This window comes from Pseudomonas sp. GW821-FHT12A04 (genome assembly GCF_058807755.1).
On the sequence record NZ_JBXAQZ010000011.1, the window covers coordinates 209,808 to 227,397 of the forward strand.

The 17,590-nt window shown below is 59.8% G+C and carries 20 protein-coding genes and 1 pseudogene; 12 read left to right on the forward strand and 9 right to left on the reverse strand.

Going from position 1 to position 17,590, the window contains the following annotated elements; genetic code table 11:
* Positions 1-2 precede the first annotated feature (2 nt).
* Positions 3-185, reverse strand: a complete 183-nt coding sequence (locus AC1RS8_RS18630) for a CPXCG motif-containing cysteine-rich protein (RefSeq protein ID WP_053159662.1) — start codon at positions 183-185, stop codon at positions 3-5.
* A gap of 139 nt (positions 186-324) precedes the next feature.
* Between AC1RS8_RS18630 and AC1RS8_RS18635 the strand changes: the two genes are divergently transcribed.
* Positions 325-1,491, forward strand: coding sequence for a 1-acyl-sn-glycerol-3-phosphate acyltransferase (locus AC1RS8_RS18635; protein WP_057713335.1), 1,167 nt, complete (start codon positions 325-327; stop codon positions 1,489-1,491).
* Between the two features lie 173 nt (positions 1,492-1,664).
* On the opposite strand, the gene AC1RS8_RS18640 is transcribed toward AC1RS8_RS18635, so the two are convergent.
* Complete coding sequence (locus tag AC1RS8_RS18640; RefSeq protein ID WP_057713334.1) at positions 1,665-1,943, reverse strand: hypothetical protein; 279 nt, start codon at positions 1,941-1,943, stop codon at positions 1,665-1,667.
* Positions 1,944-2,133: 190 nt separating this feature from the next.
* Between AC1RS8_RS18640 and AC1RS8_RS18645 the strand changes: the two genes are divergently transcribed.
* The gene (locus tag AC1RS8_RS18645; protein ID WP_033052291.1) at positions 2,134-2,340 is read left to right on the forward strand and encodes a hypothetical protein; all 207 of its coding nucleotides are present in this window, start codon (positions 2,134-2,136) and stop codon (positions 2,338-2,340) included.
* Positions 2,341-2,459: 119 nt separating this feature from the next.
* Here the strand turns inward: AC1RS8_RS18645 and AC1RS8_RS18650 are convergent, their stop codons facing one another.
* Positions 2,460-3,044, reverse strand: coding sequence for a YajG family lipoprotein (locus AC1RS8_RS18650; protein ID WP_057713333.1), 585 nt, complete (start codon positions 3,042-3,044; stop codon positions 2,460-2,462).
* A gap of 204 nt (positions 3,045-3,248) precedes the next feature.
* On the opposite strand from AC1RS8_RS18650, the gene AC1RS8_RS18655 reads away from it, so the two are divergent.
* Complete coding sequence (locus AC1RS8_RS18655; RefSeq protein ID WP_057713332.1) at positions 3,249-3,488, forward strand: hypothetical protein; 240 nt, start codon at positions 3,249-3,251, stop codon at positions 3,486-3,488.
* A gap of 739 nt (positions 3,489-4,227) precedes the next feature.
* Complete coding sequence (gene mqo / locus AC1RS8_RS18660) at positions 4,228-5,736, forward strand: malate dehydrogenase (quinone) (protein ID WP_154860509.1); 1,509 nt, start codon at positions 4,228-4,230, stop codon at positions 5,734-5,736.
* A 65-nt stretch (positions 5,737-5,801) separates the two neighbouring features.
* Here the strand turns inward: mqo and AC1RS8_RS18665 are convergent, their stop codons facing one another.
* The 4 genes from AC1RS8_RS18665 to AC1RS8_RS18680 all read right to left on the reverse strand — a co-directional run bounded on the left by AC1RS8_RS18665 (position 5,802) and on the right by AC1RS8_RS18680 (position 7,843).
* Positions 5,802-6,089, reverse strand: a complete 288-nt coding sequence (locus tag AC1RS8_RS18665) for a PA4642 family protein (RefSeq protein ID WP_015096805.1) — start codon at positions 6,087-6,089, stop codon at positions 5,802-5,804.
* A gap of 63 nt (positions 6,090-6,152) precedes the next feature.
* Positions 6,153-6,638, reverse strand: a complete 486-nt coding sequence (locus tag AC1RS8_RS18670) for a hypothetical protein (protein WP_489339208.1) — start codon at positions 6,636-6,638, stop codon at positions 6,153-6,155.
* 170 nt (positions 6,639-6,808) lie between these two features.
* Entirely contained in the window at positions 6,809-7,282 is a 474-nt protein-coding gene (locus AC1RS8_RS18675) for a WbuC family cupin fold metalloprotein (RefSeq protein WP_057713329.1), read from the reverse strand.
* Positions 7,283-7,285: 3 nt separating this feature from the next.
* Entirely contained in the window at positions 7,286-7,843 is a 558-nt protein-coding gene (locus tag AC1RS8_RS18680) for a hypoxanthine-guanine phosphoribosyltransferase (protein ID WP_008045996.1), read from the reverse strand.
* Positions 7,844-8,009: 166 nt separating this feature from the next.
* Here AC1RS8_RS18680 and upp point away from each other — a divergent pair, with 166 nt between their 5' ends.
* Positions 8,010-8,648: a uracil phosphoribosyltransferase gene (upp, locus tag AC1RS8_RS18685; RefSeq protein WP_053159679.1), complete on the forward strand. Its 639-nt coding sequence runs from the start codon at positions 8,010-8,012 to the stop codon at positions 8,646-8,648.
* Positions 8,649-8,650: 2 nt separating this feature from the next.
* Entirely contained in the window at positions 8,651-9,925 is a 1,275-nt protein-coding gene (locus AC1RS8_RS18690; RefSeq protein WP_057713328.1) for a uracil-xanthine permease family protein, read from the forward strand.
* Between the two features lie 103 nt (positions 9,926-10,028).
* Here AC1RS8_RS18690 and hemH read toward each other — a convergent pair whose 3' ends face one another.
* Together hemH and AC1RS8_RS18700 are read right to left on the reverse strand one after the other, a co-directional pair.
* Positions 10,029-11,051, reverse strand: coding sequence for a ferrochelatase (gene hemH, locus AC1RS8_RS18695; RefSeq protein ID WP_349736485.1), 1,023 nt, complete (start codon positions 11,049-11,051; stop codon positions 10,029-10,031).
* A gap of 13 nt (positions 11,052-11,064) precedes the next feature.
* Positions 11,065-11,967, reverse strand: a complete 903-nt coding sequence (locus tag AC1RS8_RS18700) for a TIGR01777 family oxidoreductase (protein WP_489339209.1) — start codon at positions 11,965-11,967, stop codon at positions 11,065-11,067.
* A gap of 196 nt (positions 11,968-12,163) precedes the next feature.
* On the opposite strand from AC1RS8_RS18700, the gene AC1RS8_RS18705 reads away from it, so the two are divergent.
* The 6 genes and pseudogenes from AC1RS8_RS18705 to AC1RS8_RS18730 all read left to right on the forward strand — a co-directional run bounded on the left by AC1RS8_RS18705 (position 12,164) and on the right by AC1RS8_RS18730 (position 17,549).
* Positions 12,164-13,150, forward strand: coding sequence for an NAD(P)/FAD-dependent oxidoreductase (locus AC1RS8_RS18705; protein WP_489339210.1), 987 nt, complete (start codon positions 12,164-12,166; stop codon positions 13,148-13,150).
* 153 nt (positions 13,151-13,303) lie between these two features.
* Positions 13,304-14,263, forward strand: coding sequence for a YbgA family protein (locus tag AC1RS8_RS18710; protein ID WP_489339211.1), 960 nt, complete (start codon positions 13,304-13,306; stop codon positions 14,261-14,263).
* Positions 14,263-15,204 carry a MerR family transcriptional regulator gene (locus AC1RS8_RS18715; RefSeq protein WP_057713323.1) on the forward strand — a complete coding sequence of 314 codons (942 nt, stop codon included), beginning with the start codon at positions 14,263-14,265 and terminating at the stop codon, positions 15,202-15,204. Before AC1RS8_RS18710 ends, AC1RS8_RS18715 begins: the two co-directional genes overlap by 1 nt.
* Before the next feature lie 21 nt (positions 15,205-15,225).
* Positions 15,226-16,668, forward strand: coding sequence for a deoxyribodipyrimidine photo-lyase (gene phrB, locus AC1RS8_RS18720; protein WP_489339212.1), 1,443 nt, complete (start codon positions 15,226-15,228; stop codon positions 16,666-16,668).
* A 2-nt stretch (positions 16,669-16,670) separates the two neighbouring features.
* Positions 16,671-16,770 (forward strand): annotated as a pseudogene (locus AC1RS8_RS18725) (nuclear transport factor 2 family protein); the annotation flags it as partial.
* A complete protein-coding gene (locus AC1RS8_RS18730) occupies positions 16,767-17,549 on the forward strand; it encodes an SDR family NAD(P)-dependent oxidoreductase (protein ID WP_489339213.1) in 783 nt (260 codons plus the stop codon). The pseudogene AC1RS8_RS18725 and the gene AC1RS8_RS18730, both read left to right, overlap by 4 nt.
* Positions 17,550-17,590 lie beyond the last annotated feature (41 nt).

The window sequence follows — 17,590 nt, forward strand, 5'->3', positions numbered from 1 at the left end:
CCTCACTCGTTTTCGCTGAACACTTCGAGATGCCATTCCTCTTCATGAACCTGCAACACGAAGGTTATCGGCCGACAGCACACCTGGCAGTCTTCAATATAGGTCTGATCGCCACCGGACAAATCCAGCGTCGTCTCGACTTCCTCACCACAATACGGACATTCATATTGCGCAGTTTCCAGCATCGCGGTCTCCCAAGTGACTTGTGCGTATAATCGCCGGTCTATTTGCAGGGCTATTTTTGTCTGGCTACTTTTTCAGAGCGTACCCCGCCGGTTTTCGATCAAAACCTTTACTTACCCTAGCCGTTTCTAACAAGAGAGCATGATGGGCGAATTCGATGCCATCCGACCTTACGACGACAGCGAAGTCCCAGCGGTGCTGGACCGGCTGCTCGGCGACAAGGCGTTTCTAGATATCCTCACCCACTTCCGCTTCCCGCGTTTCGCCGGCGCTTTAGGCTGGGCACTCAAACCTCTTATAGCCCATCGGCTGCGCCGTGAGTTTGCCGGCATTACCTCAGTGGCCACGCTGCAGGACAAAGTCGAGGTTTACGTCGACCACACCATTGAGCGTGCCACCGACGGTGTCACCTATACCGGGGTGGAGCAATTCAAGTCCGGCAGTGCCTATCTGTTCATCGCCAACCACCGCGACATCGTGATGGACCCGGCCTTCGTCAACTATGCCGTCTACCACGCCGGCCTACCGACGCCACGCATCGCCATTGGCGATAACCTGCTGCAAAAGCCTTTCGTCAGCGACCTGATGCGCCTGAACAAGAGCTTCATCGTGCACCGCTCGATCAGCGGACGTCGGGAAAAAATGGCGGCTTATCAGCTGTTGTCGGCGTACATCAATCATTCGATCCGCAACGATTGCGCCTCGATCTGGATCGCCCAGGCCGAAGGACGAGCCAAGGACGGTGACGACCGTACCGAATCGGCAATCCTCAAGATGTTCCACATGAGCCGCAAGGACGAGCCGTTCGGCGAAGTCATTCAGTCGCTGAACCTGACCCCGGTGTCGATCAGCTACGAGTACGACCCTTGCGATCAGGCCAAGGCCCGCGAGCTTTACATCCGCGCCACCACCGGCAGCTACACCAAGGTGCCGGGCGAGGATGACGTGAGCATCGCCAAGGGCATCACCGGCTACAAGGGCCGGGTGCATGTGAACTTTGCCGCGCCGATCACCGAGCTGTTCGAAGACACCAAGCAATTGGCGGTCGAGATGGACCGGCAAATCCTCAGCGGATACCGCTTGTTCCCCGTGCACTACCTGGCTTACGCGCAGTGGAAGGACACCGATCCGCAGTTGCAGGTGCCGAAAGCCGCCGAAGTGTTCCCGGCCGAGGAACTGGCCAAGGCCCAGGAAGAATGGCAACGCCGCCTGGACGCCTGCCCTGAAGAGCATCGTCCATTCCTGGTGCTGCAATATGCGACGCCGGTGCGCAATCAGTACCGGGTGAAGGCAGGGTTGCCGCTGTAAGCGGTATCGGCCTGACGGCGCTTTTTGTGGCGAGGGGGCTTGCCCCCGTTGGGCTGCGAAGCGGCCCTAAAACCCAAGAAGGCTTTCCCTCTGACACAGCGTCCCTGTCGAGGTGACGACGGCTTCGCCGCCGAACGGGGGCAAGCCCCCTCGCCACAGGGTTTACTTCAGCCTCAGACCTGCGTACTGATCCACGACACCAGCAGTGCCATCCCCATGCAGGCAAAGCCGAAGATGTAGAAAAACCGGTTCTTGCGCAAGGTCGCCCAGTCCAGCGTGGGCTCTACGCTGGGGCTGCTCTGGCGCTGCGCCTGCAAACTGGCCATCGCGCGCAGTTCGCGACGACGGGTGGCGTGCAGCAACCAGCCGCCGGGGAAGGCAAAGAACAAGGCCAGCAGATTGATCAATTTGGCGGGATGGGCGGTAAACAGCGTCATCAAGTGCAGCGACATCACAAACCTCAAGTAACACAGGTGGCAGGTGCCGGACCGGCGACCGCGGCGCGGATTCTACCGAAAGCCTGCGCGCCTGCCCTATGTTTCCGACAAATAACGAAGCGTTTGATGAATAGCTGTCCTGAGTCACGGCTTCGTCATCTGTATCGGCGAACATGCGCGCCTCGAAACCGACACGGATCACGTCATGCTCCACGCCGAAAACCAGGATCGTCTTTACCTCATCACCCCCAGCGAAGAACAACAAGCCCTCGTCGGCAGCCTCGCCTTCAACGTTCAGGATCGCCACTGGCTGGTGTATTGCGCACTCGGTGGCCACCAGCATGCGGATTTGCCGGAGGCGGATTTGCTGACGGGCGTCAGCGTGCTGGATTTTTACTCGCAAGCCGCCTGAAACCGATCTGTAGGAGCGAGCTTGCTCGCGATGGACTTGAGGGCGCCGCGGGGAATCAGATTCCCCGCGTAATCGTTAACGACCATCGCGAGCAGGCTCGCTCCTGCAGTGGGCTCGCATTACTCGCCGAGAACCTGCCCCACAGTCGGGTCCTTGAACAGGCGGGTCAACGCATCACTGAGCACATCGCTGACCAGCTTGGTGTTGGTTTCCTGGTTCGGCGCCATACCGAAGCGCTGGTCCAGGGAAGCACCATAACGGCCGCTGTAGCGACGGTTGGCGTTCTGCACATCCGAGCGGAAGGTCGCGCCGATGGTCGCTTCGGTCACGTACATGCCTTCTTTAGGCGACTGATACTTCAGCTCGGCCAGGGTCACGGTGATTTGCGGTGCGTTCGCCGCATTGGCGGTCGGGGTGAAACCCAACAGACGCACGGCAGCTTCGGCCTGAGCCTGCAGTTTCGGCAGGATCTGCGCGCCTTGTACGGTAATCGCGCTGGTCTCCGGGTACAGGCCACCACGGGTGCCGAGGGTTGGCGACGGACGTCCGTCCACCACACGCACCACAACAGGCTGACCGTGGCCGACGGGCGCCAGTTGAGCCGTCAGCTTGGGTTCCGGGCTCAGTTGTTGCGGGCTGTGGGCGCAGCCAACCAGGGTCAAACTGGTCACAGTGATCAAACCGAACAACAGGCGTTGCAACATGCTCTTCTCTCCAGAATCAGGCACAAACAGGCCGGCAGTATAGCGGTGCGCCACTGCGGGTAACCAGCACCTCACAGTGTTTGATGAAATCTCTGACAAGCCCCTGGCAACGCGGTTCCTGTCATGCAGATGTCACCCCCCATACACTTGCACGTAATGGCCTGCAGGCAATCTTCTCGGCAGACACCCAAACGGTATATCGCCATGCGCCATCTGATCTCTCTGTTCGCGCCACGCCCACTGCATCGCTGCTTCGCCCTGCTCGACCGCAACGGCCGTTGCCAGGCCTTCAAACAGTGCAGCCTCCAGCCCATGGGCGATGGCTGGGTTGAAATCGAAGAGATCCGCTTGAACTGGCTGAATCAGCCGCTGCCTGCCGGTGCCCGCGTCGTTTCGCAGCAGCACCGGCCACGCTCGCGTGCACAGCAAATGATGACGACCTGACCAAACACCTAATAAAAGTCATTAAACACGACCATTTCCCTGCGTTTCTTAGATACAATCTCCCCCCGATTATAAGGACGTCTCCTGATCGGGCCTCGCAGCATCGTCAATGCGCTTGTATTGACACCCCCGCACCGCCCACAGAGAGCCGCCCACACAGATCGAGTGAAGCTGGCGTGCTTGCTGTTTTGTTGAGCAAAACCTCCACTTTTCGCGAATCTGCAGAGCTGTCATTACGCTCGGTCACTGAGCTGTTTGCCCGTTTTGCCTGCCCTGTATCCCATGGCGGCAATCCATCCGGGCACGGTGCCAGGCTGGGACAGCCCTTTTTGAGGTTCACGTCTTCAAAAGAGCGTGAAAAAAACGGGTTTTCACAACTTCACAAGAGTGTGGCGAGCAAATGAATAGTTTTGCGTCTGAACATGCACCATTAGCGTCTACAACAGCCCAACGACACAGGACCGAGTATTCCTCGAACACCGGAGCCTGAAGCCTGTCCGCTACGGATTTGGTTGCACAAACGGATGTATCGACCATAAGTCGAATTGCCTCCCGCGCGCTGAAATGAGTTCATATGGCTCATTAGGCCTGGCAGGTAGCGTCCGTCGAAGTTGCGATAAATTGCGAAGATTCGGACATGGCGATCCTGCCATGGGTACCTGGGGCAACACTGACACGCCCCGTCACTCCTGGCAGCCATGCCGACAATTTGGTGCTGCAGATTTTGGAGACGCGTTAAATGGCGCATAACGAAGCAGTCGACGTAGTACTGGTTGGGGCCGGCATCATGAGTGCCACCCTTGCAGTACTGCTCAAAGAGCTCGACCCCGCGATCAAGCTGGAAGTCGTCGAGCTGATGGATTCCGGTGCCGCGGAGAGTTCCAACCCGTGGAACAACGCCGGTACCGGTCACGCCGGGCTGTGTGAGCTCAACTACACGCCGCAGGCCGCCGATGGCGCCGTCGACATCAAGAAAGCCGTGCACATCAACACCCAGTTCGAGGTGTCGAAGCAATTCTGGTCGTACCTGACCAAAAAAGGCACGTTCGGCTCGTGCAAATCGTTTATCAGCCCGGTGCCACACCTGAGTTTCGTGCAGGGCGACAGCGGCGTGTCCTTCCTCAAGGAACGCTTCAAGGTGCTGAGCAAGCACCACGCCTTCGCCGACATGGAGTACACCGAAGACAAGGCCAAAATGGCCGAGTGGATGCCGCTGATGATGCCTGGTCGCGATCCTGGCGAAACCCTCGCCGCGACCCGCGTGATCAATGGCACCGACGTCAACTTCGGCGCCCTGACCAACCAGTTGCTCAAGCACCTGACCAGCGCACCCGATGCCCAGGTCAAGTACTGCAAGCGTGTGACCGGCCTCAAGCGCAGCAACGGCGGCTGGACTGTCAGCATCAAGGACGTCAACAGCGGCAACACCCGTGAAGTCGACGCCAAGTTCGTTTTCCTCGGCGCGGGCGGTGCGGCATTGCCGCTGCTGCAGGCCTCGGGCATCGAAGAGAGCAAAGGCTTCGGCGGCTTCCCGATCAGCGGCCAATGGCTGCGTTGCGACAACCCGGAAGTGGTCAAGCACCACCAGGCCAAGGTCTACAGCCAGGCTGCCGTGGGTTCGCCACCAATGTCCGTGCCGCACCTGGACACCCGCGTCGTTGAAGGCAAGAAATCCCTGCTGTTCGGACCGTACGCCGGCTTCACCACCAAGTTCCTCAAGCACGGCTCCTTCATGGACCTGCCGATGTCGGTTCGCGCCGGCAACATCGGGCCGATGCTGTCCGTGGCAAAAAACAACATGGACCTGACCAAGTACCTGGTCAGCGAAGTGATGCAGTCGATGGAGCAGCGCCTGGAGTCCCTGCGTCGCTTCTACCCTGAGGCGAAAGCTGAAGACTGGCGCCTGGAAGTGGCCGGTCAACGGGTGCAGATCATCAAGAAAGACCCGAAGAAAGGCGGCATCCTGCAATTCGGTACCGAACTGGTCGCGGCCAAGGACGGTTCCCTGGCGGCACTGCTCGGCGCTTCGCCAGGTGCCTCGGTGACCGTTTCGATCATGCTTGAGCTGATCGAAAAATGCTTCCCGGGCAAAGCCAAGGGCGAATGGGCCACCAAACTGGCCGAAATTTTCCCGGCCCGGGAAAAGGTCCTGGAAACCGACGCTGCGCTGTATCGCAAGATCAACACGCAGAACAACGTTGCCCTGGAACTGGTTGAAGCCAGCAGCGAGACCGAAAGCTACGCTTGATTCGGCCTTAAAAAAAACGCCCCGTTCTCACTGAGAGCGGGGCGTTTTTTATGGCTGAAATTTACTCAGCCGCGAGCTTTTTCGATCAGTTCAATGTAGTCCGGCGCGTTGCGCTGATCCTTGATCAGGGCGACGAAGTCATTGCCGTGCTCATCCTTGCCATTCACGTCGTAACCCGCTTCGACGAAGAACGTCAGGAAACGCTCGAAATCGTCGATGCGCAGGCCACGGTAGGCCTTGACCAGTTTGTGCAGGGACGGAGAAGTCGCGTCGACCGGTTCGAAATCGAGGAACAACTTGATCTGCTCATCGCCGATCTCGTCACCAATCACTTGTTTTTTATCTTTACGCATTGCCGACTCCAGCTCGCAGACATTTCACGGGGCGGGCAGTTTACCCCTGCGCGAGCTCAAGGCTCAACGCGCACGAGTGCTGCCGGTGTGCAGATCGGCCCAGACATGGCCATTGGCGTAGCTGAGAAACTGGCAATACACCGTGTCGTTGCGCAACAAGTCGATCACTACCCGGTATTGAGCGAGCGGGTAATAGAGGGTCAGGGTTTTGCTCTTATCGTCGTAGACCGGCTTCTTCAGGCTTTTGCTTTCACCATCGAAGTTGACCAGCACCTGACTGATGGTGGCACCCTTGTTCAGGGATTTGCCCTTGAGCCGAATCATCAGCGGCGAAGTGACCGGAATCGGCTGTTGATTGGATTGACGCTGAGCGCCGACCACCACCGAATAATCGGTGACCTGCATCAGTTGCTGCTGCTCGGGATCGGCATCGCGCAGCGTGAGATCGTCCGGCGGCAGGAATTGGCTGTGCATGAGCGCCGGCGCGGCGGCCAGTGGCAGGCTGAGGGTCAGCAACAGGGCGGCGCAACTGCGGATCGAACGGCTCATGACAGGCTCCGGAATCGGGGCCGAACACTCTAGCATGAGCAAACGGACGTGGTTCAAATGCACAGAAGCCACTGTGGGAGCGAGCTTGCTCGCGATGACGTCGGCACATCCAGCATCAATGTGTCAGTGACATCGCCATCGCGAGCAAGCTCGCTCCCACAGGGTACCGATCAGTCGAACTGCGCGCGCATCCAGGCCTGATACTCGGCAACACCCGGCTCGCCTTCGCGCGGCGCCCAATGCGCCAGCTCACCCTCACCGACCGGGCGGTAAGGACCGGCCTTGCATTCGAACATCAGGCTGTCGGCCTCCAGTACCACCAAACCGTGGAACACACCGGTTGGCAGGTCCACGCCAACACAGTCCCCACCGGCCTGCAGCACGGTCTTGCTCAACACCGCACCGGCCTCGTCAAAGATCAACACGCCCAGCCGCCCCTTGAGGACCAACAGGGTTTCGGCCTTGTTGTCGCCCAAATGCCGATGAGGCGGGATATACGTGGACGGCTGCAGCCCCACCGCCATGCGATGACAGGCGTCTTCCATCTGATGGAAATTGTGGTGCTGGCGCCCACGAGGATTGGCCGCGGCTTTCCCGGCCAGTTCGGCGAACAAGGTCTGATCCAGAAAGCGAGGCGTATCCATGTCTTACATTCCTTTAACGGCGAAAATCCCGTTGGCGTTACGCCAGTAACCTTTGTAGTCCATGCCATAACCGAAGATGTAGCGGTCAATGCACGGCAAACCGACGAAATCGGCCTTGAGGTCCGGGCGGGCCTTGCGGTCGTGGTCTTTGTCGATCAGCACGGCGGTGTGCACTTTGCGGGCACCGGCGTGCTTGCAGAAGTCGATGATCGCGCCCAGGGTGTGACCTTCGTCGAGGATGTCGTCGATGATCAGTACGTCACGGTCGATGAAAGAAACTTCCGGCTTGGCTTTCCAGAACAGATCGCCGCCGCTGGTTTCGTTGCGATAACGGGTGGCGTGCAGGTAGGACGCTTCCAGCGGGAAGTGCAGATAGGTCAGCAGCTTGCCGGAGAAAATCAGCCCGCCGTTCATCACGCAGAACACCACTGGGTTGGAATCCGCCAGTTGATCGTTGATTTGTGCACCGACGCGGGCGATGGCCGCCTCGACTTCAGCTTCGGTGTACAGGCAGTCAGCCTCTCGCATGATTTGACGGATATGCTCGAGATCAGCAGACATGGTGCTCTCCAAAGGGGTGGCGGAATCAGGAAAAGCGGGCAAAGGTACGCATCAAGCGAGGCCAGATCAAGCGTTTGTGGACTAACGTACTGTATGTCTATAGGACAACACCCTCGGATAGATTAATCTAGGCCGGTTTTTTTGCCCGCCGCCGGAGCCTTTCCCCATGCCCATCCATGAGATCCGCCACCCGCTGATCCGTCATAAACTTGGCCTTATGCGCCGCGCAGACATCAGCACCAAGAATTTCCGTGAGCTCGCTCAGGAAGTCGGTGCGCTGCTGACCTATGAAGCCACCAAAGACCTGCCGCTGGAATCCTACGATATCGAAGGCTGGTGCGGCACAGTGTCGGTCGAGAAAATCGCCGGCAAGAAGATTACCGTCGTACCGATCCTGCGCGCCGGCATCGGCATGCTTGAGGGCGTGCTCAGCCTGATCCCGGGCGCCAAGGTCAGCGCCGTGGGCGTTGCCCGCAACGAAGAAACCCTGCAGGCCCACACCTACCTGGAAAAACTGGTTCCGGAAATCGACGAACGCCTGGCGATGATCATCGACCCGATGCTCGCCACCGGCAGCTCCATGGTCGCCACCATCGACCTGCTGAAAAAGGCCGGCTGCCGGGACATCCGCGCCATGGTGCTGGTTGCCGCCCCGGAAGGCATCGCCGCTGTAGAAAAAGCTCACCCGGACGTGATCATCTACACCGCTTCCATTGATCAAAAACTGAACGAACACGGCTACATCATCCCAGGGTTGGGCGATGCCGGTGACAAGATCTTCGGCACCAAGCAGAAGGACGCGTGACCATGCAGCAAGAGTTCAACGATCCGCTCTGGCGCACGGTGCTGTCGGGTGCACAGATGCTGTTCGTGGCCTTTGGCGCCCTGGTGTTGATGCCGCTGATTACCGGTCTCGACCCGAACGTGGCGCTGTTCACGGCCGGCCTGGGGACGATCCTGTTCCAGATCGTCACCGGGCGTCAGGTGCCGGTGTTCCTGGCATCGAGCTTTGCCTTCATCACCCCGATCATTCTCGCCAAGGGCCAGTTCGGCCTGGCCGCGACCATGGGCGGCGTGATGGCGGCAGGTTTCGTCTACACCTTCCTCGGCCTCGCGGTGAAGATCAAAGGCACCGGCTTCATCGACCGCTTGTTGCCGCCAGTGGTGATCGGGCCGGTGATCATTTCGATCGGCCTGGCCATGGCGCCGATTGCAGCCAACATGGCCATGGGCAAGGCCGGTGACGGCAGTGAGTTGATTCATTACCAGACGGCAATGATGATTTCGATGCCCGCTCTGCTGACCACACTGATCGTCGCGGTTTTCGGCAAGGGCATCTTTCGCCTGGTGCCGATCATCTCCGGCGTGCTGGTGGGTTTTGGCATGGCGTTCTACTTCGGAGTGGTCGACACCGCGAAGATTGCGGCGGCACCGTGGTTCGCCATCCCGCACTTCACCGCACCGGAATTCAACTGGCAGGCGATTCTGTTCATCGTTCCGGTGGCCCTGGCCCCGGCCATCGAACACATCGGCGGCGTGATTGCCGTGGGTAGCGTGACCGGTCGCGATTACCTGAAGAAGCCCGGCCTGCACCGCACCCTGCTCGGCGACGGCATCGCCACCACGGCGGCCGGTCTGTTCGGCGGCCCGCCCAACACCACCTACGCCGAAGTGACCGGCGCAGTCATGCTGACCAAGAACTACAACCCGAAAATCATGACCTGGGCGGCGATCTTCGCCATCAGCCTGGCGTTCATCGGTAAATTCGGCGCACTGCTGCAAAGCATTCCGGTGCCGGTGATGGGCGGGATTCTGTGCCTGTTGTTCGGTTCGATTGCGGCGGTGGGGATGAATACGCTGATCCGCCACAAGATCGATCTGGGCGAGGCGCGCAATCTGGTGATTGTTTCGGTGACCCTGGTATTCGGGATCGGCGGCGTGCTGATCGGCACCGGCACCGGGCCGGACGATTTCGGCCTCAAGGGTATCGCGCTGTGCGCGGTGGTGGCGATCGGCTTGAACCTGATCCTGCCGGGCAATGACAGCTGGAAGCACAAGAAGGCGAATGAGCCGCTGATCTGACAGCTTGAGATATTTGTAGTCTGCCAGACAGCTATCGCGAGCAAGCTCGCTCCCACAATTTGGAATGCATTTCCCTGTGGGAGCGGGCTTGCTCGCGAAGCTTTTAAAGCGCCAACGGTGCCCTTTCACACAAGGTCGCCAACGCCTTCGCCCAATGCGGGTCATCGTTGAGGCACGGCACCAGCACCAGATCCTCTCCCCCTGCTGCGCGGAATTGCTCCTTGCCGCGATCACCGATCTCTTCCAGGGTCTCGATGCAATCGGCTACGAACGCCGGGCACATCACCAGAATCTTTTTCACGCCGCTTTTGGCCAACTCATCGAGGCGCGCTTCGGTGTAGGGTTCGATCCATTTGGCGCGCCCCAGCCGCGACTGAAACGACACCGACCACTTGCCCTCCGGCAATCCCATGCGCTTGGCAAACTCTGCCGCCGTACGCAGGCATTGGCCTCGATAACAGGTGGCGACCACCTCCGGCGGCGCACCGGCGCAGCAATCACCGCCACCCTCGAAGCTGTGACCGGGGTTGAGCTTCTTCAGATGCCGTTCCGGCAAGCCATGAAAGCTCATCAGCAAGTGATCGAAATCCTGCTGCAAATGCGGCCGGGTCGTGGCCACCAGCGCATCGAGGTATTCCGGTTGGTCGTAGAACGGCTGGAGTACCGACAACTGCACGTCGAGGTTTTTCTCGCGTACCACGCGCCTGGCCTCTTCTATGACCGTAGTCGTGGTGCTGTCGGCGAACTGTGGATAAAGCGGCGCCAGGGTGATTCGCTTGTGCCCCGCCGCGACCAGGCGCACCAGCGTCGATTCGATCGACGGCTCGCCGTAACGCATCGCCAGCTCGACCGGGCCGTGTTGCCACTGACTGGTCATCGCTTGTTGCAGGCGACGGCTGAGCACCACCAGCGGCGAGCCCTCGTCCCACCAGATCGAGGCATAAGCATGGGCCGACTGCTCGGGACGCTTGATCAGGATCAGCGACACCAGCAGCCGTCGAACCGGCCATGGCAGGTCGATCACGTACGGGTCCATCAGAAATTGATTGAGGTAACTGCGCACATCCGCCACCGAGGTGGAGGCAGGCGAACCCAGGTTGACCAGAAGCAACGCGTGATCGGTCATGCAACGTCCTATTTCAAAGGCGACTGGACAGATCGTCCAAAGCCGCGCGCAAATCCGTGAACTTAAAAGTGAAACCAGCCTGTAACAAACGCACTGGAGTCGCGCGCTGGCCGCCCAGCAACAACGAAGACAATTCGCCCAGGCCTACTTTCAAGGCAAGGGTCGGCATCGGCATGAACGCCGGGCGATGCAGCACGCTACCCAGTGTTTTGGCAAACTCGCGATTACGCACGGGTTCGGGCGCGCACGCATTATAGGGACCGCTGGCCTCGTTGCGATGCAGAAGAAAATCAATCAGGGCGATTTGATCGTCGATATGAATCCACGGCATCCACTGCCGGCCGTTGCCGACCGGCCCTCCCAGGCCCAGTTTGAACGGCAGTAACAGCCGCGACAAAAAGCCGCCCTCTGCCGACAGCACCAACCCGGTTCGAATAAGGATGACGCGGATACCCAGCACCTCAGCTCGCTGTGCGGTCTCTTCCCAGGCGATGCATAACTGACTGGCAAAATCATCGATGACCGGTGGCGACTCTTCGGTCAACTCACGTTCGCCACCATCGCCATACCAACCGATTGCAGAACCGGAGATCAGCACCTGCGGTTTCTGTGCGCGGCTTTCAAGCCAGGCCAGAAGGGTTTCGGTCAGCGTGATGCGGCTACTCCACAGCAGGGCTTTGCGTTTGTGCGTCCAGAGTCGGTCGGCGATCGGTGCCCCGGCAAGATTGATAATCGCATCGACAGGTTCTTGCCCCAGATCCTCCAGCCGTGCAACTCCACGCACTTGGGCACCACATATTTTCGCGACATTTTCAGGTTGGCGACTCCAGACCGTCAGGCGATATCCCTGACCCGACCAGTGCCGGCAAAGCTGACGTCCTATCAAACCAGTACCGCCGGTCAGCAATATGTGCATGACTTCTTCCTCGCGTGGCGTTTTACCTTGTCCATTAGTCTATTTTTATAAGCAGGGATCTTTGGTATCGAGCAGGCTCTATGTTTAACAATAGGCCAAGCTGTCAGATCGAGAACGCTAAAAGTTATACCAAAAAACAATATTGTACAGGTTTGAACCCCGGCGTAGTCTGTACAGAAAGGTAAACGAGGCCCCTATGACTGTACCTATCGCAATCATCGGCACCGGCATTGCCGGACTCTCCGCCGCCCAGGCCCTGACGGACCTCGGGCACGTGGTCCAACTGTTCGATAAAAGTCGCGGCAGCGGCGGGCGCATGTCGAGCAAGCGCAGCGATGCGGGTGCTCTGGACATGGGCGCGCAGTATTTCACTGCCCGCGACCGGCGTTTTGTCAACGAAGTCCAGCGCTGGCAAGCCAAGGGCTGGGTCGCCGAGTGGACGCCGCAGCTGTACACCTACCATGGCGGCCAACTCAACCTGTCGCCGGACGAGCAGACCCGCTGGGTCGGCACGCCTCGCATGAGCGCCATCACCCGCGCCCTGCTCGGTGACCTCGAAGTGCATTTCGCCTGCCGGATCACCGAGGTCTATCGCGGTGAAGAACACTGGCACCTGCAGGACGCCGAAGGCTTCACCCACGGACCGTTCAGCCACGTGGTTATCGCTACGCCGGCCCCACAGGCCACGGCTCTGCTGGCATCGGCGCCGAAACTCGCCGGGGCCGCCGCCGGGGTGAAAATGGACCCGACCTGGGCCATCGCCCTGGCCTTCGAAACGCCGCTGGAAACGCCCATGGAAGGCTGCTTCGTACAGGACAGCCCCCTCGACTGGCTGGCCCGAAACCGCAGCAAACCCGGACGCGACAACACCCTCGACACCTGGGTCTTGCATGCCACCAGCGTCTGGAGTCGCCAGCACATCGACCTGTCCAAGGAAGCGGTGATCGAACAGTTGCACGGCGCATTTGCCGAACTGCTGCACGACTCAATGCCCGCGCCGAGCTTCAGCCTCGCCCACCGCTGGCTCTACGCCCGCCCCGCCAGCAGTCACGAATGGGGCACCCTGGCCGATGCCGACCTGGGGCTGTACGCCTGTGGCGACTGGTGCCTGTCCGGACGCGTCGAAGGGGCCTGGCTCAGCGGTCAGGAGGCCGCCCGCCGCTTGCATGAGCACCTGCAGTAAAGAGCATCAATCCGAGCAAATCGCTGCTGTCGCCCTGACAGCAGCCCGTCAAAAACTTATACAAATAATTTGACTTGTACAACTTCGAATCTATGATGAAGTTATCTTGTACAGACCCGAATATTTGTATAGGTTTAGATTCGAGGTGCTCCGATGCTCCACTCCCCCGCCAAACCGAAAATCGCCATCAGCGCCTGCCTGATGGGGCTCGACGTACGCTACAACGGCGGACACAAGGAATCGCGGTTGTGCAGCCGCACCCTCACTGACTACTTCGATTTCATCCCGGTCTGCCCGGAAGTGGCCATCGGCCTGGGCGTACCCCGCCAACCGATTCGGCTGGTGGGCAGTGCAGATCAACCCGAAGCCGTGGGCACCCTCGATCACAACCTTAACGTGACACAACCGCTGGCCACCTACGGCCAGGAAATGGCAGTGCAGCTGGGGGAAATTTGCGGCTACATCTTCATGCAAAATTCTCCGTCCTGCGGCCTGGAGCGGGTCAAGGTCTACCACGCCAACGGCGCACGGGCGGACAGTGGCGGGCGCGGGATCTACGCCCGGGCCTTCTGCCTGCAGCACCCGGACTTGCCGGTGGAGGAAGACGGCCGGCTCAACGATCCGGTGCTGCGGGAAAACTTCCTCACCCGAGTGTTCGCCTACAGCGCCTGGCAGCAACTACGCCAAGAGGGCATGAGCCGGCGCGGTCTCACGGACTTTCATTCGCGCTACAAATACCTGCTGATGGCCCACAACCCGGTGCAATACAAAACCCTGGGCAACCTGCTGGGCAACATGGGCAAAACCGATCCACAGGAACTGGGCCCCCGATATTTCAGCGAACTGATGGCTGCGCTGAAAAAATGCGCCACACGTCGCACTCACACCAACGTCCTGCAACACCTCAGTGGCTACCTGAAACAGGCCATCAGCGGCGAAGACAAGCGGGAAGTGCAGCACGTGATCAGCCAGTACCGTCTGGGCATCGTGCCGCTGGTGGTGCCGCTGACACTGCTCAAACATCACTTTCGCCAACACCCCGATCCGTACATCGCACAGCAGGTTTACCTGCAACCGCACCCGGAAAACCTCAGCCTGCGAAACGCCATTTGATGAAAAAAGCACTCGACACCAGCGCCCGCGAAGACCTCGGCGATGACTTTAAAAAGGCGCTGGACGAAGGCTGGCTGCCGATCCGTGAGGTGGCGCGGCAGACCGGAGTCAATGCCGTGACCTTGCGTGCCTGGGAGCGGCGCTACGGGCTGATCGTGCCGCTACGCACGCCCAAGGGCCATCGGTTGTTCTCGGCCGACCACGTACAACGCATCCAGACCATCCTCACCTGGCTCAACCGTGGCGTTGCCGTCAGCCAGGTCAAACCATTGCTCGACACGCCGCAAGCCTTCAGCGAGTCCGTCGACAACGATTGGCACGCCTTGCTGCAAACGTTGCTGCAGGCAGTCAGCCGATTGCAGGAGCGCGCCCTGGATGACAGCGTCAATCAGGCGATGGCGCTGTATCCGCCGCGAACCCTGTGCGAGCAATTGCTGATGCCCTTGCTGGCCGCTCTGGAGCAACGCTGGCAAGGCCAGTTCGGGGCGCAGATGGAGCGGGGCTTTTTTTGTGCCTGGCTGCGCAGCAAGTTCGGTGCGCGCATCTACCATAACAATCGTCAGTTGCGCACCGCGCCGCTGCTGCTGGTCAACCACTCGGACCTGCCCGTGGAACCGCACCTGTGGCTCACGGCCTGGCTGATCAGCAGCGCGGATTGCCCGGTGGAGGTCTTCGACTGGCCGCTGCCTGTCGGAGAACTGGCATTGGCGGTCGAACTTCTGCAACCCCGAGGAGTTCTGCTGTACTCAAGCAAAGCCCTGAATCCGGCACAGCTGCCGAAACTTTTCAAAGGTGTCAGTTGCCCAAAAATGATTGCCGGACCAACGGTATGCATCCACCACACCGAGTTGTCCGCAAGTACTGCCGTGATCGCTGATCTGTACCTGGCCGAAGATCCGTTGTCGGCACATCAGGCACTCGTTCAGCGCGGGCTGATTTAAATGAATCGCGTGGATACCAAAATGCAATTGATCTGGCTGCGCAGCGACTTGCGCCTACATGACAACACCGCCCTCTCGGCCGCCGCGGCTCGCGGCCCGTGCTTGGCGGTGTATCTGCTGAGTCCGGAACAATGGCTGGAACACGACGATGCGCCTTGCAAAGTGGACTTCTGGTTGCGCAACCTGCGCGAGTTGAGCCGTGAACTGGGTCAACTGAACATTCCCCTGCTGATCCACCAGGCCCCTCGCTGGGATGACGCACCCAGCGTATTGCTGAACCTGTGCCGACAATGGCAGGTCGATGCGTTGCACCTCAACGAGGAATACGGCATCCACGAGTCCCGTCGCGATGCAGCGGTCGCCCGGACGCTACAGGCTGAAGGGATCGAAGTTCGCCGCTACCTCGATCAATTGCTGTTCAAGCCCGGGAGCGTGCTGACCCGCACCGGCACTTTCTTTCAGGTCTTCAGCCAGTTCCGCAAAGTCTGCTACGAACGACTGCACCACTCGCTGCCCAGCCTGGTACGCGCGCCGCACAAACAAGCGCCGCTGAACATTGCCAGCGATACGATCCCCTTGAGTGTCGACGGCTTCGCAACACCCGCTGATAACCTGCGCAACCTGTGGCCGGCGGGCGAAGCCGAAGCCCGGCGTCGCCTCGACAGCTTTAGCGATGTGCAGATCGAGCACTATCAAAGCGAACGGGATTTCCCGGCGAAGCCCGGCACCAGTCAGCTCTCGGCCTATCTCGCCGCCGGGGTGATTTCTGCGCGCCAATGCCTGCACGCCGCCTTGAACAGCAATCAAGGTGAATTCGAAAGCGGCAAGACCGGCGCCGTCACCTGGATCAACGAACTGCTGTGGCGCGAGTTCTACAAACACATCCTGGTAGGCTACCCACGGGTTTCCCGGCACCGCGCGTTTCGTCCGGAAACCGAAGCGCTGGCCTGGCGCAACGCCCCAGAAGAACTGGCCGCCTGGCAACAGGCACGCACCGGCTTGCCGATCATCGACGCCGCCATGCGCCAACTGCTGGCAACCGGCTGGATGCACAACCGCCTGCGCATGGTGGTGGCGATGTTCCTGACCAAAAACCTGCTGATCGACTGGCGCGAAGGCGAACGCTTTTTCATGCGTCACCTGATTGATGGCGACCTGGCGGCGAACAATGGTGGCTGGCAGTGGAGTTCTTCCACCGGCACCGACTCGGCGCCTTACTTCCGGATTTTCAACCCGCTGAGCCAGTCGGAAAAATTCGACCCCGAAGGCGTATTCATCAAGCAGTGGTTGCCAGAACTGGCCGGGTTGAATAAAAAAGACGTGCACAACCCCGCCAATCTCGGCGGCCTTTTCGGTGTTGTGGATTACCCCTCACCGATCGTCGACCTGGGTACTTCCCGTACACGTGCGTTGACGGCATTCAAAAACCTGCCCTCACGGCAATACGCCGCCGTTGGGTCATGAATTACCGCCACCGGGATTACTTCGATGCCGGGGGCTTTGCTTTATGAACATTTACCCGTATTGGGCCGGGCAATCGCCTGGCTGAAAAGGAGATTGGGATGAGTCGGACACTCGCACGACGATACTGGCTGACCGGTGCAAGCAGCGGCATCGGTGCCGCCCTGGCCGAAGAAATCCTGAAAGCCGGTGCGCACCTGGCCGTCAGTTCGCGCACCGTGGCCCCCCTGAAAGACTTGTCGCTACGTTATCCGGGGCAAGTGCTGGTGGTCCCCGGAGACCTGACCAACAGCCAGACCGTACGCGAGATCGGCGAGCAGATTGCCCAGGACTGGGGCTCGCTGGACACCGTGATACTGAACGCCGGCACCTGCGAGTACGTGGATGCCAAGCAGTTCGATGCGTCGATTGTCGAGCATGTGGTGCGCACTAACCTGTTGGCCAGCAGCTATTGCATCGACGCCGCCCTGCCATTGCTGCGTGCCGGCACCGCACCGCATATGGTGGCCATGGCCAGTACGGTGACCTACCTGCCGCTGCCCAAGGCAGAAGCCTACGGCACCTCGAAGGCCGGGCTACGTTACCTGTTCGAATCCCTGCGCATCGACCTGGCCCCGGAAGGCATAGAACTCACGGTAATCAGCCCCGGGTTTGTCGAGACGCCGCTGACGGCAAAAAACGACTCACCCATGGCCTTGAGCTGGCCGGTGGAGAAAGCCGCGCGGCACATCTTCGAAAAACTCAAGGACCGCCCGTTGGAAATCGCTTTCCCCGCAGCGTTCATGACCGCCCTCTGGCCACTCTCCAAACGGCCGGACCAAATAAAACTGGAGATCGGCAAACGCATGGTGCGCAGCCAGCCGCCGATCAAGGATCAACCCTGAAAGTCGTCATCAATGGCGGCGGTGTCTCGGACGCTCAGATA

Bases quoted from the DNA above. Each gene is read 5' to 3' on its own strand.
- AC1RS8_RS18670 (WP_489339208.1), bottom strand. From the start codon at position 6,638: ATGAGCCGTTCGATCCGCAGTTGCGCCGCCCTGTTGCTGACCCTCAGC.
- mqo (WP_154860509.1), top strand. From the start codon at position 4,228: ATGGCGCATAACGAAGCAGTCGACGTAGTACTGGTTGGGGCCGGCATC.
- AC1RS8_RS18710 (WP_489339211.1), top strand. From the start codon at position 13,304: ATGCTCCACTCCCCCGCCAAACCGAAAATCGCCATCAGCGCCTGCCTG.
- AC1RS8_RS18680 (WP_008045996.1), bottom strand. From the start codon at position 7,843: ATGTCTGCTGATCTCGAGCATATCCGTCAAATCATGCGAGAGGCTGAC.
- AC1RS8_RS18645 (WP_033052291.1), top strand. From the start codon at position 2,134: ATGCTCCACGCCGAAAACCAGGATCGTCTTTACCTCATCACCCCCAGC.
- AC1RS8_RS18690 (WP_057713328.1), top strand. From the start codon at position 8,651: ATGCAGCAAGAGTTCAACGATCCGCTCTGGCGCACGGTGCTGTCGGGT.
- AC1RS8_RS18705 (WP_489339210.1), top strand. From the start codon at position 12,164: ATGACTGTACCTATCGCAATCATCGGCACCGGCATTGCCGGACTCTCC.
- AC1RS8_RS18730 (WP_489339213.1), top strand. From the start codon at position 16,767: ATGAGTCGGACACTCGCACGACGATACTGGCTGACCGGTGCAAGCAGC.
- AC1RS8_RS18650 (WP_057713333.1), bottom strand. From the start codon at position 3,044: ATGTTGCAACGCCTGTTGTTCGGTTTGATCACTGTGACCAGTTTGACC.
- phrB (WP_489339212.1), top strand. From the start codon at position 15,226: ATGCAATTGATCTGGCTGCGCAGCGACTTGCGCCTACATGACAACACC.
- AC1RS8_RS18630 (WP_053159662.1), bottom strand. From the start codon at position 185: ATGCTGGAAACTGCGCAATATGAATGTCCGTATTGTGGTGAGGAAGTC.
- AC1RS8_RS18715 (WP_057713323.1), top strand. From the start codon at position 14,263: ATGAAAAAAGCACTCGACACCAGCGCCCGCGAAGACCTCGGCGATGAC.
- AC1RS8_RS18675 (WP_057713329.1), bottom strand. From the start codon at position 7,282: ATGGATACGCCTCGCTTTCTGGATCAGACCTTGTTCGCCGAACTGGCC.
- upp (WP_053159679.1), top strand. From the start codon at position 8,010: ATGCCCATCCATGAGATCCGCCACCCGCTGATCCGTCATAAACTTGGC.
- AC1RS8_RS18700 (WP_489339209.1), bottom strand. From the start codon at position 11,967: ATGCACATATTGCTGACCGGCGGTACTGGTTTGATAGGACGTCAGCTT.
- AC1RS8_RS18635 (WP_057713335.1), top strand. From the start codon at position 325: ATGATGGGCGAATTCGATGCCATCCGACCTTACGACGACAGCGAAGTC.
- AC1RS8_RS18665 (WP_015096805.1), bottom strand. From the start codon at position 6,089: ATGCGTAAAGATAAAAAACAAGTGATTGGTGACGAGATCGGCGATGAG.
- hemH (WP_349736485.1), bottom strand. From the start codon at position 11,051: ATGACCGATCACGCGTTGCTTCTGGTCAACCTGGGTTCGCCTGCCTCC.
- AC1RS8_RS18655 (WP_057713332.1), top strand. From the start codon at position 3,249: ATGCGCCATCTGATCTCTCTGTTCGCGCCACGCCCACTGCATCGCTGC.
- AC1RS8_RS18640 (WP_057713334.1), bottom strand. From the start codon at position 1,943: ATGTCGCTGCACTTGATGACGCTGTTTACCGCCCATCCCGCCAAATTG.